The sequence below is a fragment of the Sphingomonas sp. genome (genome assembly GCF_036388435.1).
In the GTDB taxonomy this organism is placed as follows: domain Bacteria; phylum Pseudomonadota; class Alphaproteobacteria; order Sphingomonadales; family Sphingomonadaceae; genus Sphingomonas.
Window position 1 is genome coordinate 1 of record NZ_DASVRV010000040.1, and the last position, 20,625, is coordinate 20,625.

At 71.6% G+C, this 20,625-nt stretch carries 18 protein-coding genes; 10 read left to right on the forward strand and 8 right to left on the reverse strand.

Annotated elements, in window-relative coordinates; genetic code table 11:
- Positions 1-33: 33 nt before the first annotated feature.
- From VF592_RS08165 to VF592_RS08175, 3 genes are all read right to left on the reverse strand, one after another.
- Positions 34-1,662 (reverse strand): hypothetical protein, encoded by a 1,629-nt coding sequence (locus VF592_RS08165; RefSeq protein ID WP_331005122.1) that lies wholly within the window; start codon positions 1,660-1,662, stop codon positions 34-36.
- A gap of 225 nt (positions 1,663-1,887) precedes the next feature.
- Positions 1,888-5,364, reverse strand: coding sequence for a calcium-binding protein (locus VF592_RS08170; RefSeq protein ID WP_331005123.1), 3,477 nt, complete (start codon positions 5,362-5,364; stop codon positions 1,888-1,890).
- Between the two features lie 78 nt (positions 5,365-5,442).
- Positions 5,443-6,201, reverse strand: coding sequence for a hypothetical protein (locus tag VF592_RS08175; protein WP_331005124.1), 759 nt, complete (start codon positions 6,199-6,201; stop codon positions 5,443-5,445).
- A gap of 108 nt (positions 6,202-6,309) precedes the next feature.
- On the opposite strand from VF592_RS08175, the gene dapF reads away from it, so the two are divergent.
- The 4 genes from dapF to VF592_RS08195 all read left to right on the forward strand — a co-directional run bounded on the left by dapF (position 6,310) and on the right by VF592_RS08195 (position 8,800).
- On the forward strand, positions 6,310-7,266 hold the full coding sequence (dapF, locus tag VF592_RS08180; protein ID WP_331005125.1) for a diaminopimelate epimerase: 957 nt from the start codon (positions 6,310-6,312) through the stop codon (positions 7,264-7,266).
- Positions 7,267-7,292: 26 nt separating this feature from the next.
- Positions 7,293-7,430, forward strand: coding sequence for a hypothetical protein (locus tag VF592_RS08185; RefSeq protein ID WP_331005126.1), 138 nt, complete (start codon positions 7,293-7,295; stop codon positions 7,428-7,430).
- A gap of 37 nt (positions 7,431-7,467) precedes the next feature.
- Positions 7,468-8,298, forward strand: a complete 831-nt coding sequence (locus tag VF592_RS08190; RefSeq protein WP_331005127.1) for an oxygenase MpaB family protein — start codon at positions 7,468-7,470, stop codon at positions 8,296-8,298.
- Positions 8,299-8,404: 106 nt separating this feature from the next.
- Positions 8,405-8,800, forward strand: a complete 396-nt coding sequence (locus VF592_RS08195; RefSeq protein WP_331005128.1) for a response regulator transcription factor — start codon at positions 8,405-8,407, stop codon at positions 8,798-8,800.
- A gap of 12 nt (positions 8,801-8,812) precedes the next feature.
- On the opposite strand, the gene VF592_RS08200 is transcribed toward VF592_RS08195, so the two are convergent.
- Complete coding sequence (locus VF592_RS08200) at positions 8,813-9,184, reverse strand: response regulator (protein WP_331005129.1); 372 nt, start codon at positions 9,182-9,184, stop codon at positions 8,813-8,815.
- Between the two features lie 113 nt (positions 9,185-9,297).
- On the opposite strand from VF592_RS08200, the gene VF592_RS08205 reads away from it, so the two are divergent.
- A complete protein-coding gene (locus VF592_RS08205) occupies positions 9,298-11,841 on the forward strand; it encodes an ATP-binding protein (protein WP_331005130.1) in 2,544 nt (847 codons plus the stop codon).
- Between the two features lie 203 nt (positions 11,842-12,044).
- Here VF592_RS08205 and VF592_RS08210 read toward each other — a convergent pair whose 3' ends face one another.
- From VF592_RS08210 to VF592_RS08220, 3 genes are read right to left on the reverse strand one after another with little or no spacing between them, the layout of a single operon-like run.
- A complete protein-coding gene (locus VF592_RS08210; RefSeq protein ID WP_331005131.1) occupies positions 12,045-13,208 on the reverse strand; it encodes a glutathionylspermidine synthase family protein in 1,164 nt (387 codons plus the stop codon).
- A 4-nt stretch (positions 13,209-13,212) separates the two neighbouring features.
- Positions 13,213-13,941: a PspA/IM30 family protein gene (locus VF592_RS08215; protein ID WP_331005132.1), complete on the reverse strand. Its 729-nt coding sequence runs from the start codon at positions 13,939-13,941 to the stop codon at positions 13,213-13,215.
- A 5-nt stretch (positions 13,942-13,946) separates the two neighbouring features.
- The gene (locus tag VF592_RS08220; protein ID WP_331005133.1) at positions 13,947-14,411 is read right to left on the reverse strand and encodes a YjfI family protein; all 465 of its coding nucleotides are present in this window, start codon (positions 14,409-14,411) and stop codon (positions 13,947-13,949) included.
- 100 nt (positions 14,412-14,511) lie between these two features.
- On the opposite strand from VF592_RS08220, the gene VF592_RS08225 reads away from it, so the two are divergent.
- The 5 genes from VF592_RS08225 (at position 14,512) to VF592_RS08245 (ending at position 19,428) form a co-directional block, all read left to right on the forward strand.
- Complete coding sequence (locus tag VF592_RS08225; protein ID WP_331005134.1) at positions 14,512-15,150, forward strand: DUF2491 family protein; 639 nt, start codon at positions 14,512-14,514, stop codon at positions 15,148-15,150.
- Positions 15,151-15,160: 10 nt separating this feature from the next.
- A complete protein-coding gene (locus VF592_RS08230) occupies positions 15,161-15,589 on the forward strand; it encodes a DUF350 domain-containing protein (protein ID WP_331005135.1) in 429 nt (142 codons plus the stop codon).
- 10 nt (positions 15,590-15,599) lie between these two features.
- Entirely contained in the window at positions 15,600-16,163 is a 564-nt protein-coding gene (locus VF592_RS08235) for a DUF1190 domain-containing protein (RefSeq protein WP_331005136.1), read from the forward strand.
- A gap of 113 nt (positions 16,164-16,276) precedes the next feature.
- Positions 16,277-18,742, forward strand: a complete 2,466-nt coding sequence (locus VF592_RS08240; protein ID WP_331005137.1) for a TonB-dependent receptor — start codon at positions 16,277-16,279, stop codon at positions 18,740-18,742.
- Positions 18,743-18,879: 137 nt separating this feature from the next.
- Positions 18,880-19,428, forward strand: coding sequence for a hypothetical protein (locus tag VF592_RS08245; protein WP_331005138.1), 549 nt, complete (start codon positions 18,880-18,882; stop codon positions 19,426-19,428).
- Here the strand turns inward: VF592_RS08245 and VF592_RS08250 are convergent.
- Positions 19,425-20,528, reverse strand: a complete 1,104-nt coding sequence (locus VF592_RS08250; protein WP_331005139.1) for a transcriptional regulator — start codon at positions 20,526-20,528, stop codon at positions 19,425-19,427. The two genes, VF592_RS08245 and VF592_RS08250, sit on opposite strands and share 4 nt — an antisense overlap.
- Positions 20,529-20,625: the final 97 nt, after the last annotated feature.

Here is a 20,625-nt window from a genome sequence, read left to right on the forward strand (position 1 = left end):
GGCGGGGGGGGGGCGGCCCTCATCCCGCGCGGTTCATCCAATCAGCGCCGCACAGGCCGACTCGTCGACCGCGCTCCCGGCCAGCGTCTGAAAGGTCACCCGCTTCTCGCCTTCCGGCAGCCAGGAAAGGCGGCGCAGGACATTCCCGTCGAGGAATTCCGCCGCATAGGGTCTGGCCGCGTCGCCCGGGTTCACGACGGTGCGGCGCTTGAAGCGCAGGCCGGGGCGCACGCCCGCGGCCCAGGCCGGACCGCCCGCGCGGACCGTCGCCACGACATTGTCGGCGGTCGTCGTGAACCCGCGATCATAAGCGGGCTGGACGGCGGTCCGCAGCGTCCCGCAGGCCCCGAAGGTGGCGGGCGGAAGCAGGGCGGCGGCTGCGTCCGCCCGCGCCCGCGCGAGCAGACCGGCGCCGACGAGGCGGTCCAGACGTGCCACCCCGCCCTCGCCGGACCGGGCGCCCATGCCCGCAAGGGTCGCGAGCAGCGCGCGGCCGCGCCGCGACAGCGCATCGTCGAGCAACGTCGCGGTGAGGTTCCCGCGATCATATTGCACCTGCATCGCATCGGGATTGGTCCAGAATTGCGCGGACAGCTGCGCATCGTCCAGCCCGCGCGCGGTCGAGGCGGCATGGCGGAGCAGCATCATATCGGTCGCCGCGCGCCAGTCGGCGACCGTCCACAGGCCCGAGCGGACCATGGCGCGGCTCGCGAACCAGTCGTTGAACCCTTCGGTGAACCAATAATCGGCCGCGCCGTCGGCGAACGGGCCCCAGCCCTCGCCTTCCCCGAACCAGCGATGCGCATATTCATGCGCCAGGAGCCGGGTGAGGTCGCCGAGCGGCACATTGGCGGTGGAGGCGAGCGCGAACCCGGCGGTGCGCCCCGATCCGCCATAGCTGAGCGCCCCCGTTTCGGCGCCGGTGAGCGGAGCGAGCGTGACGACATAGGGCCGGGCCGGGGCGGAGAGCATCGCATTCTCCGTCGCGATCAGCCTGGCGAGGCGATCGGCGAGTTCGGCGTCGGTGAACGCCCAGCGGCCGAGCGCGGCGAGCAATACCCGCCGGCCGCCGACCTGCCGGTCGGTGACGCGCAGCGCGGTGCCGCCGATCAGGATCGCGCCGGCGGCGTCATTGGCCGTGAGGATGGCGGGGTCCGCGACGTCGAGGTCGCTCGCCACCCGCCAGCCCCTGGGCCGGCGGCCCCAGCGGAAGCGCGCGGGTGATCGCTCCCGACCCTGCGGGATCGCGAATATCCCTTCGCCATGGGCGTAGAACCAGTCGCGCTCGACGACCGGCCGAGCCTTTTCATAGCTGCGCGCTTCGGGAAGACCGGCCTGGGCATCGCGGACGCGGTAGCGGAGCAGAAGGGGAGCGCCGGACCGATGCCGCACCACGCGCCGCGCGGGGTCGGCGGCGCCGAGCAATTTCCCGCCGGTCACGGCCAGTTCGGTCAGATGCGTATGCAGCGCCTCGCTGCCCGCCCATTTCGAGGGAAGTTCGATCGTCGTCGAACCGTCCCGGTCGCCGGCAAAGGCGATCTCGACGAGGAGTGACGGTGCGGAGCCTCCATCCTCGACGGTCACGGTGTAGCGGATGGGGTCGGCGGCAATGGCGGGGGTGGCGACCGGCGCGACGACGACAAGCAAGGCGATCCAGCGCATTCCGAGCCCCCTCCCGTTCACCAACGGCGAACAGGCTAGGCGCCCCCCGCCTTGATGTCGATCACGACCGGAAACGGTCGACCCCGCATCCCGGTCGCCGCCGATCGATCGCCCTGTTGCCTGCGCCAATACACCCGGCCGGGTCCGTCGAGACCAGGCGGAAGCCAATCCGGGCGCCCGCGCCGGGCCGGGCCCGACCGGCGCCGTGCGACGCCGGGGACGTGCCTATAGCAGGAAGTCGGCGGCCCCGAGTTGGCCCAGCGCGACCCCGCGGATCAGGATGTCATGGGTGCCGTCGAGCGTGATGAGCACGTCGGTGCCGCCGTCGAGCGTGGCGATCTCGCGCGCATGGGCGGCGTCGAGCGGGTCGGTGCCCGACGCCAGGCCGAGCCCGCGCAGGTCGATGCGGTCGAGAAACGGGTCGAACCCGCCGATCGCCAGATGCCGGTCGCCCGCCGCAAAGGCGAAGACGTCCGCATCGGCCGTCCCGACGCCCAGCCGGACGCGGCCGGCACTGCCCCCGTCGAAGCTGAGCGCCGAACGCGCGGCATCGAGGGTGAAGCCGTCATGGAAGAAGTCGTGCCAGACCGCCTGCTCGCCCGCCGCCGCGTCGCGCCCGAACAATTCGAGGTAGAGCCCGGAAAGCGCCGCCGCGGTGAAGCCGCGCCCGAGCCCGTCGTCGAGCACCGCGTCGCGCACATCGGCGACGGTCGACCCGGCGCGGAACTGCCCGGTCCAGAAGGCGACCTCCTCGGCCGACGCCGCCCGCCCGCCATAGTCGCGGTACACCGTGTCGATCGCTCCCGCGGCATGGGCCCGGCCCGAGGGATCGTCGACCAGCGCGGCGCGCACCCCCGCGAAGTCGGTCCCGATCCGAACCTCGTTGGTCCAGAACGTCACCTCGCCCGCGCCGGGCGCGCGTCCCAGATAGTCGTCGTAGAGCGCGACGATCCGCGCCGCGGCAAAGGCCTGGCCCGACGGATCGGCGACGATGACGCCCCTGACCTGGGCGAAATCGGTCCCGCCACGCACCTGGCCGTCCCAATAGGACAGTTCGTCCGCGCCGGGCGCGCGGCCCAGATATTCGGCGTAGAGCCCGCTCACCACGGCGGCGGTGTTCGCCTGGCCGAGCGGATCGGCCAGGATCGCCGCCTTGACGCCCGCCAGCGTCGTCCGTCCGCCCGCGATCTCGCCGGTCCAATAGGCGAGTTCGCTCCCCGAAGCGTCGCGGCCGCCCCAGGCCGCATAGACCCTTCCCACCCCCGCGGCCGCGGCGGGCGCGAGCGTTCCGTCGACGAACTGGAGCCGTTCGACCCCCAGCAGGGTATCGCGCCCGTCCGGGCCGTCGACGATCACGGCGCCGTCGGCGCCGAACCCGACCAGGCTCCCCGCGAGCGTCGCGCCGAAGGTCGCCGTATCGAACCCGACACCGCCATCGATCAGGTCGTCGCCGGCATCGCCCGCCAGCACGTCGTCGCCGTTGTTGCCGTAAAGCCTGTCGTCGCCCGCACCGCCCGCCAGCCGGTTCGCGAACTCGTTGCCGAAGATGTCGTTCGCGAACTCGTTGCCCGAAAGGTTGCCCGGCCCGTTCACCAGAAAGAGCCGCTCGACTTCCTGCCCGGCCGCCAGGGTGAAATCGCCGCTCGCCCCCACCGAGTCGCGGCCGCCGCCGATGGCCTCGATGACCTGATCGCCGCCCGACACGCCGAGATATTGATCGTCGCCATCGCCGCCGCGCATGACGGCGCTGCCCACGCCCCCGCGCGAAAGCCGGTCATTGCCCGCGCCGCCGTCCAGCAGATCCCGGCCGTCGTCGCCGCGCAGATTATCCTCGCCCTCGCCGCCGTAGAGCGCGTCGTCCCCGGCGCCGCCCATCAGGTCGTCATTGCCATCCTCGCCTTCGAGCAGGTCGTTGCCGCCATTGCCGCGCAGGATATCGTTTCCGCCGGCCCCGATCAGCCGTTCCGCGCCGACGCCGCCGTCGATGCTGTCGTTGAACCGCGAGCCGATCACGGCTTCGACCGACAGGAGCCGGTCGCCGCCCGGACCGGTGCCCGCGGCCCCGGCGGTCGCGCCCAGCCGGACGAACACGCCGGTCGTCGCCGCGCGGTAATTGACGGTGTCGATGCCGTCGCCGCCGTCGAACGACTCCGTTCCCGAACCGGCGATCAGCCGGTCGTCGCCCGCGCCGCCGTTGAAGACCAATGGGCCACCGGTCGCGGTGACGACATCGTCCCCGCCCGCGCCGTCGACCGTGACCGACGCGGCCTGAACGGCGAGGGTGACGGTATCGCCAAAGGCGCTGCCGCGAAGATATTGGAGCGATTCGACGTTCCGGATGGTGCCGCCGGCCAGAATGGTCGTGCGTCCCCCCGAAAAGGTCGCGGTGTCGAGGACGACGCCCCCCGTCGCGCCCGCCAGCGACAGGCGCAGCATGTCGTTGCCACCCCCGCCATCGGCGCCGTCGCCATAGCCGATCGCCAGCAGGTCGGCGCCGTCGCCGCCGAAGAGCTGGTCGACCTCGCGCCCGAGATCGTCGCCGAGGCGCGATCCGATGAAGCCGTCGGCGGAGGCGAGGACGTCGTCGCCGCCTTCGCCGCGCAGGATGTCGGCCCCCGCGCCGCCGACGAGCTGGTCGCCATCGCCCGAGCCGACCAGCAGGTCGTCGCCCGCGGTGCCGACAAGCTGGACGCCCGTCGCGCGGAACGCATCGGGCGCGACCAGTTGCACACCGGCGCCGCCGGACACGACGAGATAGCCGTCGGCCGTCACGAGCAGGTCGTTGCCGAACCGTCCCCCGCGATCGGACGCGTAGCCGGGATCGAGCGCATAGCCGCCGACCCGCTGCCACGTCGCGGTGGACAGCTTGACCACTTCCTCCGCCGACTGATCGAGTACGTAAAGGAATTCCCCCTTCGCATCGAAGGCGAGCCCGCCCACCTCGTCGGTTCGCCACTGCGGAAAGCGGTTGGTCAGGTTCTCGACGAATTTGAGCTGGCCGTCGAACAGCAGCAGACCCGTGCCGTAGACGAAATCGGCGACGAAGTTCGCGTTGCCGCTGAACGCCTGGATGCCGTCGTTGAAGCCGGAAGAGCCGTTGGTCCCGATCGTCGCCAGGGTGCCGTCCCCCCTGAGTTCGACGATGTCGAGCTGGGCGTTGGAGATGTTGGCCTCGCCGACCAGCACGCGGGTGCGGCCCGTGTCGAGCGAGAGCACGCTGTCCTGCCGGACGCTGAGCGCGGTCGTCGTATAGGCGCCGGTCGCGAGGTCCAGTAGCTTGAGGTTGACCCAGCCCGACCCGGAGAAGCTCTGGCTCAGCAACACCTTGCCGTCGGCGAGCACGGCGGCGTCGTAGAAGGTGAAATCGAGGCCGGTCGGCCTGAAATCATAATTCACCACCGCGCCGGTCGTCGTGTCCACGCGGTGCACGGTGACGGTGTAGGACCGCGTGCCGTTCTGATCGAGCGAGGAGCCGACCGGCTCGCGCTCCGTCACGACGAGGTAGCGGCCATCGGCGGTCAGGTCCATGCCGCCCAGCCTTGTGCCGACCTTCCACGTCGCGGTCAGGGCGCCCGTGGCGGTCGCGAAGGCCGATATCGTCCCGTCGGCGCCGGCGACATAGACCGTCCTGCCGTCCGCGCTCAGCACCACTTCGTTCGGCGCACCATTGGTGAGGCGCGCGGCCCCGCTGATATCGGCCATGTCCGTGTAGATCCCCCGAGAAAAGTCCCCGCCCTTGGCTAGGAAAGGCGGGGGACGCGGTCAACGCCCCGGCGGCCGTCAGCCGCGCTTGTCAAAGCTGATGCGGATGCGGACCCAGGCGCCGATGACGGGGCGGCCGCCGATGCGGGGCGGGCGGACGCGGAACTGCCAGGCGGCCTGACGCATCGCGCGGGCGAGCCCCGATCCGGCGGGGGATTCGCCCAGCGAGCGGCAATTCTCGACCTCGTAGCGTTCGGCGGTGCGGCAGGCGATCGTCGCCCAGCTGCCGGGCGGGGCGCCGTTCGGGGGGAGGTAGCCGGCGAGTTCGGCATCGCTGGGTTCGCGAAACCATTCGGCGTTGAACAGGCGCTCGCCGCCGGGACCCTCGCCCGGACCGTAGACCGACGCGCCGTCGCCGCCGGTGGCGCCGTCGCCGGTGGCATCGCCCCTGCCGCTGGAGGGGAGCCTGCCGATATCGGCGGCCGCGAACTGGCCGGGGTCGAGGACGAGGACTCCGGGGGCGAAGGGCGGCGGCGGGACGACCGGCTTGGGGACGGGGGGCGGCGGGACGGGCGGGCGCGGGGTGGGCGGCGCGGCGCCGGTCGCGCGACGCCGGGCCGCGGCGGCGGCGGGCGTGTCGGGGGTGCCGGCGGCGCGGTCGTCGGGCGCGACGTTGAAGCTGTTGAGGTCGGACGGCGGTTCGGCGGGCTGGCTGGGCAGCAGCCCCAGCCGCAGCAGCGCCAGCACGATCAGCAGGGCGGCGGCGAGCGCGAGCAGGAGCGAGGGCAGCCGCTCCCGCCAGCCCAGTCGGTGGCTATAGGCGGAGGCCGGGTGCATCGGGGGCTCGCCTACAGGCGCCGCCGGGGCGCGGCAATGCGCCTGGGGCGGCGGGGAGCGTCGTTTCGGGCGTTTGCGGGCCGGGGGCCGGGTGCTTATGGTCGGAGCATGAGGATCGCCTTCACCAAATGCCACGGGGCGGGGAACGACTTTCCGCTGGTCGATGCGCGCGGATCGGGGGTGGGCGACCGCGACTGGGCGGTCGTGGCGCGCGCGCTGAGCGACCGGGCGGGGCCGGTCGGGGGCGACGGGTTGCTGCTGCTGACCGACGGGGACGCGGAGGCGGCGTTCGGGATGCGGATGTTCAACCCCGACGGGTCGGAGGCGGAGACGTGCCTCAACGGATTGCGCTGCGTCGCGCGGGCGGGGCTGGAGGCGTTGGGGCTGACGCGGGCGCGGGTGCGGCTGCGCACCAGCCTGGCCGAGGTGGCGGTCGACCGGGCGCTGGCGCCGGGGGTGTACACCGTCGAGGAGCGGGCGGGGCCGGCGGGGCTGGACGTGCGCGACTGGCCGATGCGGCTGGGGACGGAACGGGTGATCGACGCGGTGGTCGCGCCGCTGTCGCCCCATCTGCGCTTCACGGCGGTGACGATGCCCAACCCGCATCTGATCGCGTTCGTGGACGGGGTGGACGAGGCCGAGCTGGTGCGGGTGGGGTTGATCTGCGAGGCGGCGCCGGCCTGGCTGCCGAACCGGGCCAATGTGTCGTTCGTCGCGCGGCGCGCGGACGGGCTGTTCGTGCGGACGCACGAGCGCGGGGCGGGGCTGACCGATGCGTGCGGGAGCGCGGTGGCGAGCGCGGTCGTCGCGGCGGGGCTGACGGGGCGGGTGGCGTTCGGGACGGCGATCACCGTGTGGAACCGGGGCGGGCCGGTGCGCGCGCGGGCCGAGGCGGACGGGATGGTGACCTTGTCGGGCAACGCGACCAACGAATGGGCGGGCGTGGTCGCGGTCGACCTGGCGACCGGGCGCGCGGGGGATCTGGGGGTGACGGCGCGCTTCGACGCGGAGGTGGCGGCCTGGGCGGCGGCGCGCGGGGACCCGGGAGGGCCCCAAGGGCGTTGAGCCGATCCGACCAAGGGAGACGCAACGTGACCGACCACAAGAAGAAGGGCGATTTCGCCAAGAACGGCAAGGACGATATCGGCGGCAACAAGAAGCAGGACAATTCGGACAACACGCCCAGCAAGGACAACCATCAGAATGCCGGCCATGGCGGGCACAAATAGCCGCCGCCGGGCCTGATCGCGGCGCGGTCTCCGCGCGATGATCGCTGTCCGGCGCGGGATCGCGCGGCGCGTCGACGCGCTGCTGGGATCCGGCGAGGTCGCGGCGGCGCGGCCGGACGGCGATCACGGGCTGTTCGGGCCGGGATCGGCGAGCTGGGTCGTTCATGGCGACTTTTCCAGCATGGTTATCGGGGGCGTGTCGGCGTTGCTGATGCAGATGCTCCACCCCGCCGCGCTGGCGGGGGTGTGGGACCATTCGGGGTTCCGGCGGGACATGGCGGGGCGGCTGAAGCGCACCGCGCGGTTCGTGGGGGTGGCGACATACGGGTCGACCGACCAGGTCGCGGCGGCGGTCGCGCGGGTCAGGCGGGTGCATGGCCGGGTGCGCGGGCACCTGCCCGACGGGACGCCCTATGCCGCGGACGACCCCGCGCTCTTGACCTGGGTGCACGCGGCCGAGGTGGACGCGTTCCTGCGCGCGCATCTGCGCTACCGCGACCCGTGGTTTCCCGGCGCGGAGCAGGACCGGTACCTGCGCGAACAGGCGCAGCTGGCGCGGATGCTGGGGGCGGCGGACGTGCCGGAGTCGCGCGGGGCGCTGGCCGCCTATTTCGCGCGGGTGCGGCCCGCGCTCAGGGCCGATGCGCGGACGCGCGCGGTGTCGCGGCTGATGCTCGCCCAACCCTCCCCCAGCCTGGCGACCGCGCCCGCCAACGCGGTGATGCTGCGCGCGGGGGTGGACCTGCTGCCGGGCTGGGCGCGGCGGATGCACGGGCTGTCCGTGCCGTTTCCGGGAGCGATCGGCGTGCGGATGGGCGCGCTGGGCGTCGGGGGCGTGCTGCGCTGGGCGATGACGCGGCGAGGGTGAAGGTCGGCACTATCCCGAGATGGACAAGCCGGGCATGGGGCCCGGCGAACGCGCATCGCGGAGAACGCATGGCCAGGCGTTCGCGACACGGGAAAGGGAGGTCGACATGGCCCGGATCATCATAGCCGATGACGACGAGATCGTCGGGGAGATCGCGCGCGACGCGCTGCTGGCGGGCGGGCACGGCGTCGGCCTGCTGACCAACGGCAAGGACGCGCTGAGCGTCATCAAGGCCAGGCGCCCGGACCTGGTGATCCTGGACTGCAACATGCCCGACCTGAGCGGGTTGCTGGTGCTGCGCGAGATGCGCAACTCGGCCGCGCTGTGCGAGATACCGGTGCTGATGCTGACGGGGCGGCAGAGCGAGCGCGACGTCGAGCTGGCGATGTACGAGGGCGCGGGCGATTACGTGAAAAAGCCGTTCGACCCGGAGGAATTGCTGTTCCGCGTCGACGAGCTGCTCGCGAAGCGCCACAAGGGCGGCGCGTCCAAGCCGCGCTGAAGGCCGGCCGATCTAGTCGGCCGCGCCGAGCATCCGTTCCACCTTCGAGACGAGCCCGGTATAGGATACCAGCTTGATCATGACGTCGTCGGCGCCGGCGTCCAGCGCTTCGCGGGACACCGACTCGCTGCGCGAGGCGGTGAGCATCAGGATCGGCACCAGGCGGGTCGCCGGGAGTTGCCGCAGGTTCCTGGCCACGTCGATCCCGCTCATGCCCGGCAGCGCGATGTCGAGGATCACCAGGTCCGGCCGGTCGGACGCGATCGTCTGAAGCCCGAGCGTTCCGTGGGAAACGACGTCCACCGCGTGGCCGGCCGCGGTCAGGATGTCTTTCACGACGCTGCCCATCAGGTCGTCGTCTTCAACATAGATGATGCGCGCCAAGGCCTTTCTCCCGGTGATCCCTGCCTATGACACCGGTCCGTTCGCGCCGATAGACCGCGTCGATATGCGGTGTCGGACAGAGAGTCTTCACCATTGCGCGGTAACCATGGGCCGTGGCTCCCAATTCATTCCTGTCCCGCTCGCGCGCCTGGTTCATCTTCGGCGCAGGCTTCGTCGCGCTCATCGCCCTGGTGCTGGGGACGATCCGTAGCTCGGCGGTGACGCAGGCGCAGCAGGCACAGGCGCAGTGGTGGCGGGCCCACACGCTGGACGTGCTGATCAGCGCCGAACAGATGGACACGGCGCTGAACAAGGCCCTGCGCGGCGAGCGCGGTTATGTGCTGACCCGGCATCCCAAGTCGCTGGCGACCTTTCGCCAGGGCTTGAGCGACTATGCCCGGGGCTCGCGGCACGTGCGCGACCTCATGCGCGACAACCCGGTTCAACGGGAACGCCTGGCCGAGCTCGACCGCCGGGTGAAAGCCTTTGCGGCGGTGTCCCTGGACGTGGTGAACCGCGTCCGGGCGGCGGACTGGGCCGGCGCGATGGCGGCGGTCCGCACCGGACGCGAGCGCGAAGCGGTCGAGGATGCGAGTGTGATCCTCGACCGGATCAAGGCGGAGGAGCGCAAGCTGCTCGCGGCGCGCGAAATCAGGAATGCCGAGACGATGGCGCGGACGGCGTGGCTCACGCGGATCGGCCTGGGGCTGACCCTGGTGCTGCTGCTCATCATCGGCGGGGCGATCACGGCGATGCTGCGGGCGCGGGCGGCCGCGTGGCGGGCCACCGAGGCGGTCAGGACGAGCGAGCGCCGATATCGGTTGCTCGCGGACAATGCGACGGACGTGGTGCTCCGCACGGACGATGCCGGCGACGTCACCTATGTCTCGCCGTCCTGCCACGAGCTTTCCGGTTTCACGCCAGAGGAACTGACCGGACGCGCCTGCGCCGAATTCATCCATCCCGACGATCACGCGGTGGTCCATGCCGCGCACATCGCCATCATCACGGGCGCCGAGCGCGCGGTCACCGTCGAATATCGCTTCCGGCACAAGCGGGACGGCTGGCGCTGGCTGGAGTCGCACATGAAACCATGGCGCGCGCCGGGGAGCCCGGAAGGCGGCGTGATCTCGGCCATCCGCGACATCGGTCGACGCAAGATCCTGGAAACCGAGCTGGTGGACGCGCGCGACGCCGCCGAAAGCGCCGCGCGCGCCAAATCCGCCTTTCTCGCCAATATGAGCCACGAGATCCGCACGCCGATGAACGGCGTGCTGGGCTTCACCGAACTGCTCCTGTCCGGGGAGCTGAACGCGGAGCAGCGTCGCCAGCTGGAGCTGATCGCCGAATCGGGGCGGTCGATGATGCGGCTGCTGAACGACATCCTCGACGTGTCGCGGATCGAATCGGGCAGGATGCAGCTCGCGGAGCAGCCGGTCGATCTCCGCCACATCGTCCGCCGCTGCGCCGACCTGATGGCGCCCGCCGCCCAGGCCAAGGCCGTCGAGCTTGCCACGGTGATCCACGAGGGCGTTCCGAACAGGCTGTGCGGCGATCCGCTGCGGCTGCGGCAGATCCTGCTGAACCTGATCGGCAACGCGCTGAAATTCACCGAACAGGGCCGGGTCACGGTCCATGGCTCGGTCGAGGAGGCGGACGGGGAGCCGGGCGGGCGGCTGCGGCTGGACATCGTCGACACCGGCATCGGCATCGCGCCCGAGCGGTTGAACGCGATCTTCGAACAATTCGCGCAGGCGGACGAGTCCACCGCGGGCCGATATGGCGGCAGCGGCCTGGGCCTCACGATCAGCGGCGATCTGGCGCGACTGATGGGCGGTTCGATCTCGGTGCGCAGCGTCGTCGGCGCCGGATCGACGTTCAGCCTGATCCTGCCGCTCCGCCCGGCCGAGGAATGCGCGCCCGCGACGCCGTCGACGGGCGGGCGGACCGCCGCGGCCGAGCTTCCGGGCCGCGCACCGCGCGTCCTGATCGCCGAGGATCACGACATCAACCAGGTGCTGATCACCGCCATGGCCGAACGCGCCGGCATGGCGCCCGCGATCGCGGCCGACGGCGTGCAGGCGGTCGCGATGGTCGAGGCAGCCGCGCGCGCCGGGCGGCCCTATGACCTGGTGCTGATGGACATGCAGATGCCCGAAATGGACGGGCTGGAAGCGACGCGCCGGTTGCGGCTGGCCGGGCACGGGGCGGATACGCTGCCGATCGTCGCGCTGACGGCCAACGCCTATGAGGAGGATATCCGCGCCTGCCTGGCCGCCGGGATGCAGGCGCACTTGGCCAAGCCCGTCCGGGTCGCCGACCTCACCGCGATCCTGACCCGTTTCGTGGCCGCGAAGCCGGCGGAGCCGGCGCCCCGCGGCCTCATCAGCCCCAGGCTGCGCGACCGGTATGACGCGCGCAAGACGGAGACGATGCGGGCGCTCGACCGGCTGGTCGCCACCGACCGGCCCGACCACGCCGTCGTGGAGGCGGCGGCGGACATGCTGCACAAGCTGTCGGGCACCGCCGCGATGTTCGGGGAAGCCGAGCTGGGGGAAATGGCGAGACGGCTGGAGGACGCGCTGGCGGGCTGGTCGGGAGACGAGGGCGGCGACCGGGTCCGCGACGCGGTGCTGGAGCTGCGCGCGGCGGCGTGAGGGGTTGGGTGGCCGGACACGGGAGTAAATCCCGTGTCGTCGAACGTCGCTGCGCGACGCCGGCCGGGCCTGCGCGTGGCTGCGCCACCGGCGCGCGGCGCGCGCGCCTCGCTATGGCCGTAAATCCCGTGTCGTCGGTCGTCGCTGGGCGACGCCGGCCGTTCGCTCATGTGCCTGCGGCACCGGCGCGCGGGGCGCGCGCCTTATTCGCTTATGTAATGCGGTACGAACCTCGCCAGATCCCGCGTCACCAATTCCTCGTCTTCCCTCACGCCGATGCCCGCGGGTTCGTCGCCGACGATCCAGGCGCCGATCACCGCGTGGCGGCCGTCGAACCGGGGGGCGGGGTGGAGGGCCTGGCGGACCTGGCCTTCGGCGCCGTAGCCGCCGTCGAGGACGGGCGCGGCGACGCCCGCTTCCACGACCGCGACGTTGGCGCCTTCGCGGGAGAAGAGGGGTTTGCGGACATAGCTGTCGCCCAGCGTCGCGGCTTCGGGGTCGTCGTCGAAAAAGGCGGGCAGGAGGTTGGGGTGGTCGCGGTGGCGCTGCCAGAGCAGGGGGAGCAGGCCCTTGTTCGACAGGATCGCCTTCCAGGCGGGCTCGATCCAGCGGACCCGCGCGCCGGCGAGGTGGGCGGCATAGGGTTCGCGGAACATATGCTCCCAGGGATGGAGCTTGAACGCGGCCTGGAGCTCGAAATTCTCGGCGTCGACGAAGCGGCCCTCGGCGTTGAGGCCGATGTCGTGGAGGTCGACGAATTTGGGGTCGATCCCCGCCTGGGTCGCCAGATCCTCGAAGAAGCGCACCGTCTGGCGGTCCTCGATCGCGCTCGCCTCGGCGGCGAAGTGGACGAAGCCGCCTTGGGGAAAGAGCTGGGCGAAGCGGGCGCGGAGCTTGTCGAACAGGCTGTTAAACTGGTCGGCGCCGGAGGGGAGCGCGCCGCCGGCGATCAGTTCCTCGAGCCACAGCCATTGGAAGGTCGCGGCCTCGAACACCGAGGTCGGGGTGTCGGCGTTATATTCGTAGAGCTTGGGTGGGCCGGCGCCGTCATAGGCGAGGTCGAAGCGGCCATAGAGGCTGGGCTGGTTGGTGCGCCAGCTTTCCGCGACGAGCGCGTGATGCGCGGCCGGGATGGCGAGGCGGGTGAGCAGCGCCGCGTCGCGGACGACCTCGTCGACGAGCGCCAGGCACATGGCGTGGAGCTCGGCGGCGGCGGGTTCGAGCTGGTCGTCGATCTGGGCCAGGGTGAAGACATAGGCGGCGCTCTCGTCCCAATAGGGGCGGCCGCCGGTGTCGTGATAGACGAAGCCGATCGCGTCCGCCTTGGCCCGCCAATCGGCGCGCGGGGTCAGGGGGACGCGGCGCATCGGATCAGCCCTCGTTCGCGGGGGTGTCGTCGCGGCGTTCGAGCTGGAGCGCCGGTTTGGGGGCGGAGAGCCTGGCGAGCACGTCGTCGGCGGAGGACTGGCCCGGCAGGATGCCCGCCAGGCGCAGTTTCTCGTCGAGATCGGCGCCGGTGCGGCGATCCTCCAGCTCGCCCGCGGCGCGGATCTTCTCGCCGCGGATCATCTGGCGCTCGCGGATGCGCGCCAGGCTTTCGGCGGCCGAGCCGATCGAGGAGCCCGCGCCGCCCGCGGCGACGCTGGCCTGCGCTTTCTGGACCGATTCGTTGACCTTGACGACCTCGACCTCGCGGCGGAGCTGTTCGATCTTGCGGTCGGTGCCGGCCACCGCCTGGTGGATCTGGTCCTCGGCGGCGCGCATGTCGGCCACTTGCGGCGCCTTCATCGCGATGTCGCGTTCGAGGTCGGCGATGCGCTGCGCGACCTGGCGGGCGAGGTCCATGTCGCCCTTGCCCACCGCGATGCGCGCCGACGCCTCGTATTTCGCGGCCTGGGCGCGGAAGCTCTCCACCTCCGTCTCGAGGATGCGGCGGCGGGCGACGAGGCCGGCGAGGTCGTCGCGCGCCTTGCCCTGCGCGCGGTCGGCGTCGCGTATCTCCTGGTCGAGGATGCGCAGCGCGTTGGCGTCGACGACCGAGGTCGCGGCCTCGTTGGCGCCGGCGCGGCCGAGGGTGAAGAGCTTGCTCCAGATGGCCATGACAGTCAGACTCCGGGGGCGTTGGTAGTGGGAGCGAAATTGTCGCGCAGGTCGGTCGCGGCCTCGATCGCGTTGTCGGCCAGCGCGCGGAGCTCGCCGACGATGTCGGACAGCGGAGAGGTGGTGGCGAGCTCGCCGAACAGCTCGTAATAATCGCGCCCGTCGACGGTCGCGATGCCGAAGTTCGACAGCGGCACTAGCTTTTGCGCTTTCAGCAGGAATTCGTTGAAGGCCGCGCGGTCGGGCTGTTCGTCGCAGGGCCAGAGCAGGACCGAGGCGGCGATCTGCGCCTCCGACACGTTGACGAACGCTTCGAGGTCGCCGTGGCGGTGCATGGTGGCGAGGAGGACGGGGTCGGCGCCCTCCCCAGTCTCTCCGACGACCCGTGTGGAGAGCTCGCCGGTGCGGACGGCGGCGTGGTCGTCGAGCGCGGCCTTCAGCGTGCGGATGGTCCAGGCGGTGTCGGTCATGCGGCGGTCGAGCTCCCGTGATGCGGCTTCGCACATAGGCGTCGCGGACGCTCGCGCCAATCGCTTCCCGCGCCGCGTCGGCCGCTCTATACGGGCCCCCATGTTCGATCTGCTGTTCGGCCGCCGCGCGGCCCCGACCGATAACGCGCTGCCCGAGGTGCGCAACGTCACGATCGGGCGGACGATCATCCTCGACCCGCTGGCGTGGCGGCGCTTCGGGGGGGCGCTGCATTTTCCCTTCGACGGCGACACGATGCAGATCGTGGCCCAGGGGCTGGTCGAGCTGGGCGAGGGGGGTTTCATCCACCGTTTCTACACGGACGACGACGTGATGTTCCAGGCGGTGGCCAACGACCGGGCGGGGCGCGAGCTGACCGACGTGACGATCTTCGCGCCGTGGCGGAGCAGCTATCCGTCGCGCCCCTTCGAGCGGCCCGCCTGGCGCGAGCGGCTGACGGCGCGCAGCTTCACCGACGAGGGGTTGCCCGAATACCGCCGGGCCTGGTTCGGCGACGAGGCGGCGCGGCAGGAGCCGGTGACCTTTTGGGAGGAGCTGCACGACGACCGCGACGGGATCGTCGACCGGCGCATATACCAGACCTCCATGCTGTTCGCGCGCGACGTGGAAGGGGAGGGCCGCGAGCTGTTGCTGGCGATCGACCAGGAGAACGAGGCGGGTGAGGTTTCGTTCGAAATCATGCTAGGCATGGCACTGGAACTGGGCGAGTTCCGGGCCTGAGGGGGTATAGATGATGAGCTATGGATACGGGTTCGGAGAGATTGTCGGGCGGGGCGCGGCGGCGTTCCTGATCGCCTTCGTCGCGGCGGGGCTGTTCACCGTCGCGTTCAAGCTGATCTACCAGGCGGCGACGCCCTATCATGAGCGCACGCTGATCCGGGAAGGCAATGTCGCGGCCGCGATCACGCTGGGCGCGGCGCTGCTGGGCTATGTCCTCCCGCTCGCCTCCGCGCTGGAGCATACGGTCAGCCTCGTTGAATTCGCGGTCTGGGCGCTGCTGGCGGGGGTGATCCAGATCGTCGCCTTCACCGTCGTGCGCCGGGTGGTGATGCGCGATTTCGGCGACCGCATCGTGCGCGGCGAGCTGGCGGCGGCGGTCTATATGGCGAGCATCTCGCTGTGCGTGGGGCTGCTCAACGCCGCCGCGATGAGCGCGTGAGGAGGGGCTGGTGAAGCGATCCCAATCGGTCGTCCTGACGACCCTGATGGCGGGCGGCGGGCTGTCGCTGTCGGCGTGCGACGGGCCGTCCAGCCCGCCGGTCGACGCGATGAGCTATTCCAGCGTCGCCGAATGCCGCAGCGCGGGCGCCGTGCCCGCCGACCAGTGCGAGGCCGCCTATGCCCAGGCGCAGGCGGCCAACGACCGCGAGGCACCGCGCTTCGAGGACAGCAGGACCTGCGAGGAACAGCATGGCGTCGGCCAATGCGTGCCGCGCGGCAGCGGCAGCGGGAGCTTTTTCACCCCGCTGCTGACCGGGTTCATGGTCGGGCAGTTGCTCAACGGCGGGGGCGGATACGGCTATCGCGGGGCGCCGCTCTACCGCGACCGCAATGGCGGGTTCCTGGGGCCGGGCGGCGCGCGGATCGGGCGCGATTACGTGACGGGGCGCACGCGGGTGGGATCGGACGTGTTCAACCCCAATGCCCGCGCGCCCGCGCGCGTCCAGTCGCGCAGCGCGGTGATCTCGCGCGGGGGCTTTGGCGGGGGCTTCGGCGGCGGACGGGGCGGCTGAGGCCGGGTCCCGCGACCTGGTGCCGCGGTAAAGCGCAGCTTGGGCCGGGCTAAGCAGGCGTGAGTTGAACGCATACCGGATTGGTGGAGATTGGGGGCGAACGGAGACGCCCCATGTCGCTTCTTACCGCCTTGTTGCTCGCCCAGGTGGCGGCTCCCGCCGAGCCCCAGGCGGAGGCGCCGCCCCCCGCGCCCGCGCCCGCAGGCGACCGGGTGGGGCCGGTGGGATCGGGCGAGGTGGTGGTCACCGCGCGGCGGCGGGCGGAATCGGCGCAGCAGGTGCCGATCGCGATCTCGGTGATCGGCGAGTCGGCGCTGGCCGAGACGGGGACGTACAATGTCGGGCGGCTGACGCAGATCCAGCCCTCCCTGCAATTCTATTCCACCAATCCGCGCAATTCGGCGGCGAACATCCGCGGGCTGGGCGCCCCGTTCGGGCTGACCAATGACGGGATCGAGCAGGGCGTCGGCATCTATGTCGACCAAGTCTATTACAGCCGCATCGCATCGGCGACCTTCGACTTCACCGATACGGAGCGGATCGAGGTGCTGCGCGGGCCGCAGGGCACGCTGTACGGCAAGAACACCACCGCGGGCGCGATCAACATCACCACGCGGCGGCCGAGCTTCACCCCCGAGGCGCGGGTCGAGCTGACCGGGGGCAATTACCAATTCGTCCAGGCCAAGGCGTCGGCGTCGGGGCCGCTGATCGCCGATGTCGCGGCGCTCCGGCTGTCGGCGTCGCTGACGTCGCGGCGGGGGACGATCTATAATTTCACCACCGGCGAGTGGGTCAACGCGCAGGACAATAAGAGCGTGCGCGGGGCGTTGTTCGTCCAGGCGGGGGGCGGCGTCGACCTGACGCTGTCGGCCGATTACAACAAGCAGGACCCGGAATGCTGCGCGCAGATCTATGCGCGCACGGGGACGACGCAGCGGCCGCTGTCGCGCCAATATGCCGCGCTCGCCGCCGCCTTCGGCTATGCCCCGCCCTCGACCAACGCGTTCGACCGGGTGACCGATCTCGACACCCCGCTCCAGGCCAGGCAGGAATTGAGGGGCGTGTCGCTGCTGGCGAATTGGGACCTTGGGCCGGCGACGCTGACCTCGGTCAGCGCGTACCGTTTCTGGGACTGGAAGCCGTCCAACGACCGCGATTTCCTGGGGCTGCCGATCACCACCGTTTCGGCCAATCCGTCGCAGCAGGAGCAATGGTCGCAGGAGCTGCGTTTTGGGTCGAACGGGCGGAACGCGGTCGATTACGTCGCGGGGCTGTTCTACTTCCACCAGACGATCGACACGCAGGGGCTGCAGGTCCAGGGATCGGCGGCGAGCCGGTTCCTGCTCAACCCGCCGGCCGGCGGATGCACGGCGACGAGCACCGCCAATGCGTGCAACCCGGCGGTGCTGAACGGGCTGACGTCGCGCAATACCATCGGTTTCACCAACACGAGCGCGGCGCTGTTCGGCAAGCTGACCTGGCACGTCACCGACCGGCTGGCGATCGCGCCGGGGCTCAGGCTGAACTACGACAAGAAGGACGGGTCCTATCTGTCGCTGGTGACCAATGGTGCCGGCGGCACGCTCCAGTGCACGGCGGCGGCGCAGGCGGGGAGCTCGGTCGTGCGCGACCAGTGCGGGGTGCTGGCGCCGCAAAGCTACCGGCCCGCGTTCGACGACTGGAACCTGTCGGGCGACGTGACCGCGTCCTATGACTTCTCCGATGATATCCATGGCTATGCGACCTATGCGCGCTCCTACAAATCGGGGGGGATCAACCTGGCGGGGCTGCCGCTGGACGCCGCCAACGAGCCGATCCTGAGCGCCACCACCGTCCGGCCCGAGACGGTGGACCATTTCGAGCTGGGGCTGAAGACACAGTTCGCCGACCGGCGGGTGACGCTCAACTTCGCGGCGTTCCGGACCGACATCGCCGATTATCAGGCGACGGTGACCAACGGGCAATTGGGCGTGCTGCGCGGCTATCTGGCCAATGCGGGCAAGGTGCGCACGCAAGGCGTCGAGATCGACTCCGCGTTCCGCCCGACCGAGCGGCTGAACGTCTATGGCAATGCCGCCTATACCGACGCCAAATATGTGCGCTTCGTCGACGCGCCCTGCCCGCCCGAGCTGGCGGGCGGCGCGGCGGCGAGCGCGGCCAATCCCGCGAGCCCGGCGGGGACGCCGGGCGGGTTCAGCCCGGCCAATTGCGACATTTCCGGCCAGCGCCTGCCCGGCGTGTCGCGCTGGGCCTTCTCCTACGGCGCGGAGTATAACCTGCCGGTGGTGATCGGGGGCACCGACGCCAATGTCTATGCGGGCTATGACGGCAGCTATCGGTCGGGCTTCTCGTCCAACCCGTCGCGCTCGGCCTATACCGAGGTGGGGGGCTATGCGATCTCCAATTTCCGCCTGGGGCTGCGCGTCGAGCGCGAGTGGAACATCTTCGGCTGGCTGCGCAACGCGTTCGACCGGGATTATTACGAGGTGCTGGCGCTGCAATCGGGCAATACCGGGCTGGTGGTCGGCCAGCCGGGCGATCCGCGCACATACGGCGTGACGGTGAGCCGGCGCTTCTAGCGGCAACCGCCGCCATCCCGCCCGGCGCGGGCCCGGCGCGGGATCGTCGATCGGCGGCGATTCCTCATGTTTCGCTCATGCCGCGCGGGGTGTGACCGGGCTAGTCGTACCTACCGTATCGCGGATGGGGACGGACGATGACGACAGGCGTGCGGGGAAGCGGCCCGGTTCCGGGGCGCCGTATCAGGCTGGCGCTCTGGGCCGGGGCGGGAGTGTCGATGGTGGTGCCGGTCGTCGCGATGCGGCTTCCCCACGGACTTGCGCACGATGCCGCCGATTTCGTCTTTCTCGCGGCGCTGCTAGTCGGGATGGGCGGCGTCGGCGAGCTGGCCGCGCGGGTGCCCGACCGGTGGGCCCGCCGGGCGGCGGCCGGTCTCGCGCTCGCGGCCCTGCTGCTCCAGGGCTGGATGATCCTGGCGGTCGGGATCATCGGGTCGGAGGACGATCCCGCCAACCTGGTCCATGTCGGGGTGTTCGCGGCCGCGGGGATCGGCGCAGCGCTGGCGCGGGGCCAGCCGGCCGGCATGGCGCGCGCGATGACGGCGACCGCGATCGCGCAGGTGGCGGCGTTCGGGGTCGCGCTGGCAACCGGGCTGGGCTTCACCGGGCCGATCACGCTGTTCCTCGCGGCCCTGTGGCTGTGGTCGGCCTGGCTGTTCCGCCGGGCGGCCCGCAGGCGGCGCTAGGCCCGCCCGTCGAGCCCGCGCCGCGCGAGAAGCAGGGCGGCGGTGACGCACGCGCCGAACAACGCGCCTTCCAGCGCGCCCGTGACGGTCAGGGTGAGCGGGCCGAACCCCGTTTCCCCGAACAGCGCGCCGATGCGGTCGAGACGCAGCCGCGAGGCGGGAAAGCCGTCGGCGAGGCGATCGAGGCTGCCGCCCATCAGCCGCCCGCCCAGGCGCGGAACGACCACCCCGGCGGCGGCGCCCGCCAGCGCGGCGGCGGCGATGCCGCGCCGGATCGCGCCGGCGCCGGGGAACCGCCCCGCCAGCCAGGGGCCGACCCCGACCGCGCCGCCGAGCAGCGCGCCTTCCAGCGCGCCGGTGATGTCGCCGGGCGTGCGGCCGGTGAGCAGATCAAAGGCGTCGAGGCCGAGCAGCTCGACGACCGCGCCCACCGCCATCCCGCCGAGCGCGCCGCCCGCGACGCTCCACCGCCCCGCGCGGCCGGGCAGCAGGCCGGCCGCGGCGATCCCGAACGCCACACCCCCGCCCCCGGCCAGCGCGGTGAGCAGCGTGACCCCCGTCAGGACGAGGAGCACCGACGCCGCGCCCATGCCCGGCTCCGCCGCCCGCGCCGCCCCCGCGAAACCATAGACCAGCCCGCCGACCAGCCCCGCCACCCCGGCGCCCAGCGTTCCGGCCGATGCGGAAAGGGCGGCCGTCCTCCATGGCCCGGGCGGGGTCGTCGCGGCGTGGCGGGGAAGGGCGGGCGGCGTTTCCGCATCCTCCGTGGTCCGAGCTTCGTCGACCGGCGTGACGGGCGCGATGAAGCGATAGCCGTGCTTGGGCACGGTTTCGATGAAGCGCGGGGCCGACGCGCTGTCGCCGAGCCGGCGGCGCAGCATCTTGACGCATTGGGTCAGCGCCTCGTCGGTGACGGGAACGCCGCGCCAGACCTCCGCCATGAAGCGGTCCTTGGTGACGAGCCTGCCCGCGTCGCCCACCAGCAGCGCGAGCGCGTCGAGATAGCGCGCGTTGAGTTCGACGGGCGCGTCGCCGCGGGTGAGCCGCCGGTCGCGCAGGTCGAGCAGGAAGTCGCCGAAGCGGAAGCGGACGGGGTTCATCGCGGGGCGGGTCGGTCCTGACGGGCTGGAGAGCGGTCCATGCCGGTCAAGCGGGCCGGGCGAAAGCCCCGACGACCGGGCGGGCGACCCCGACCGG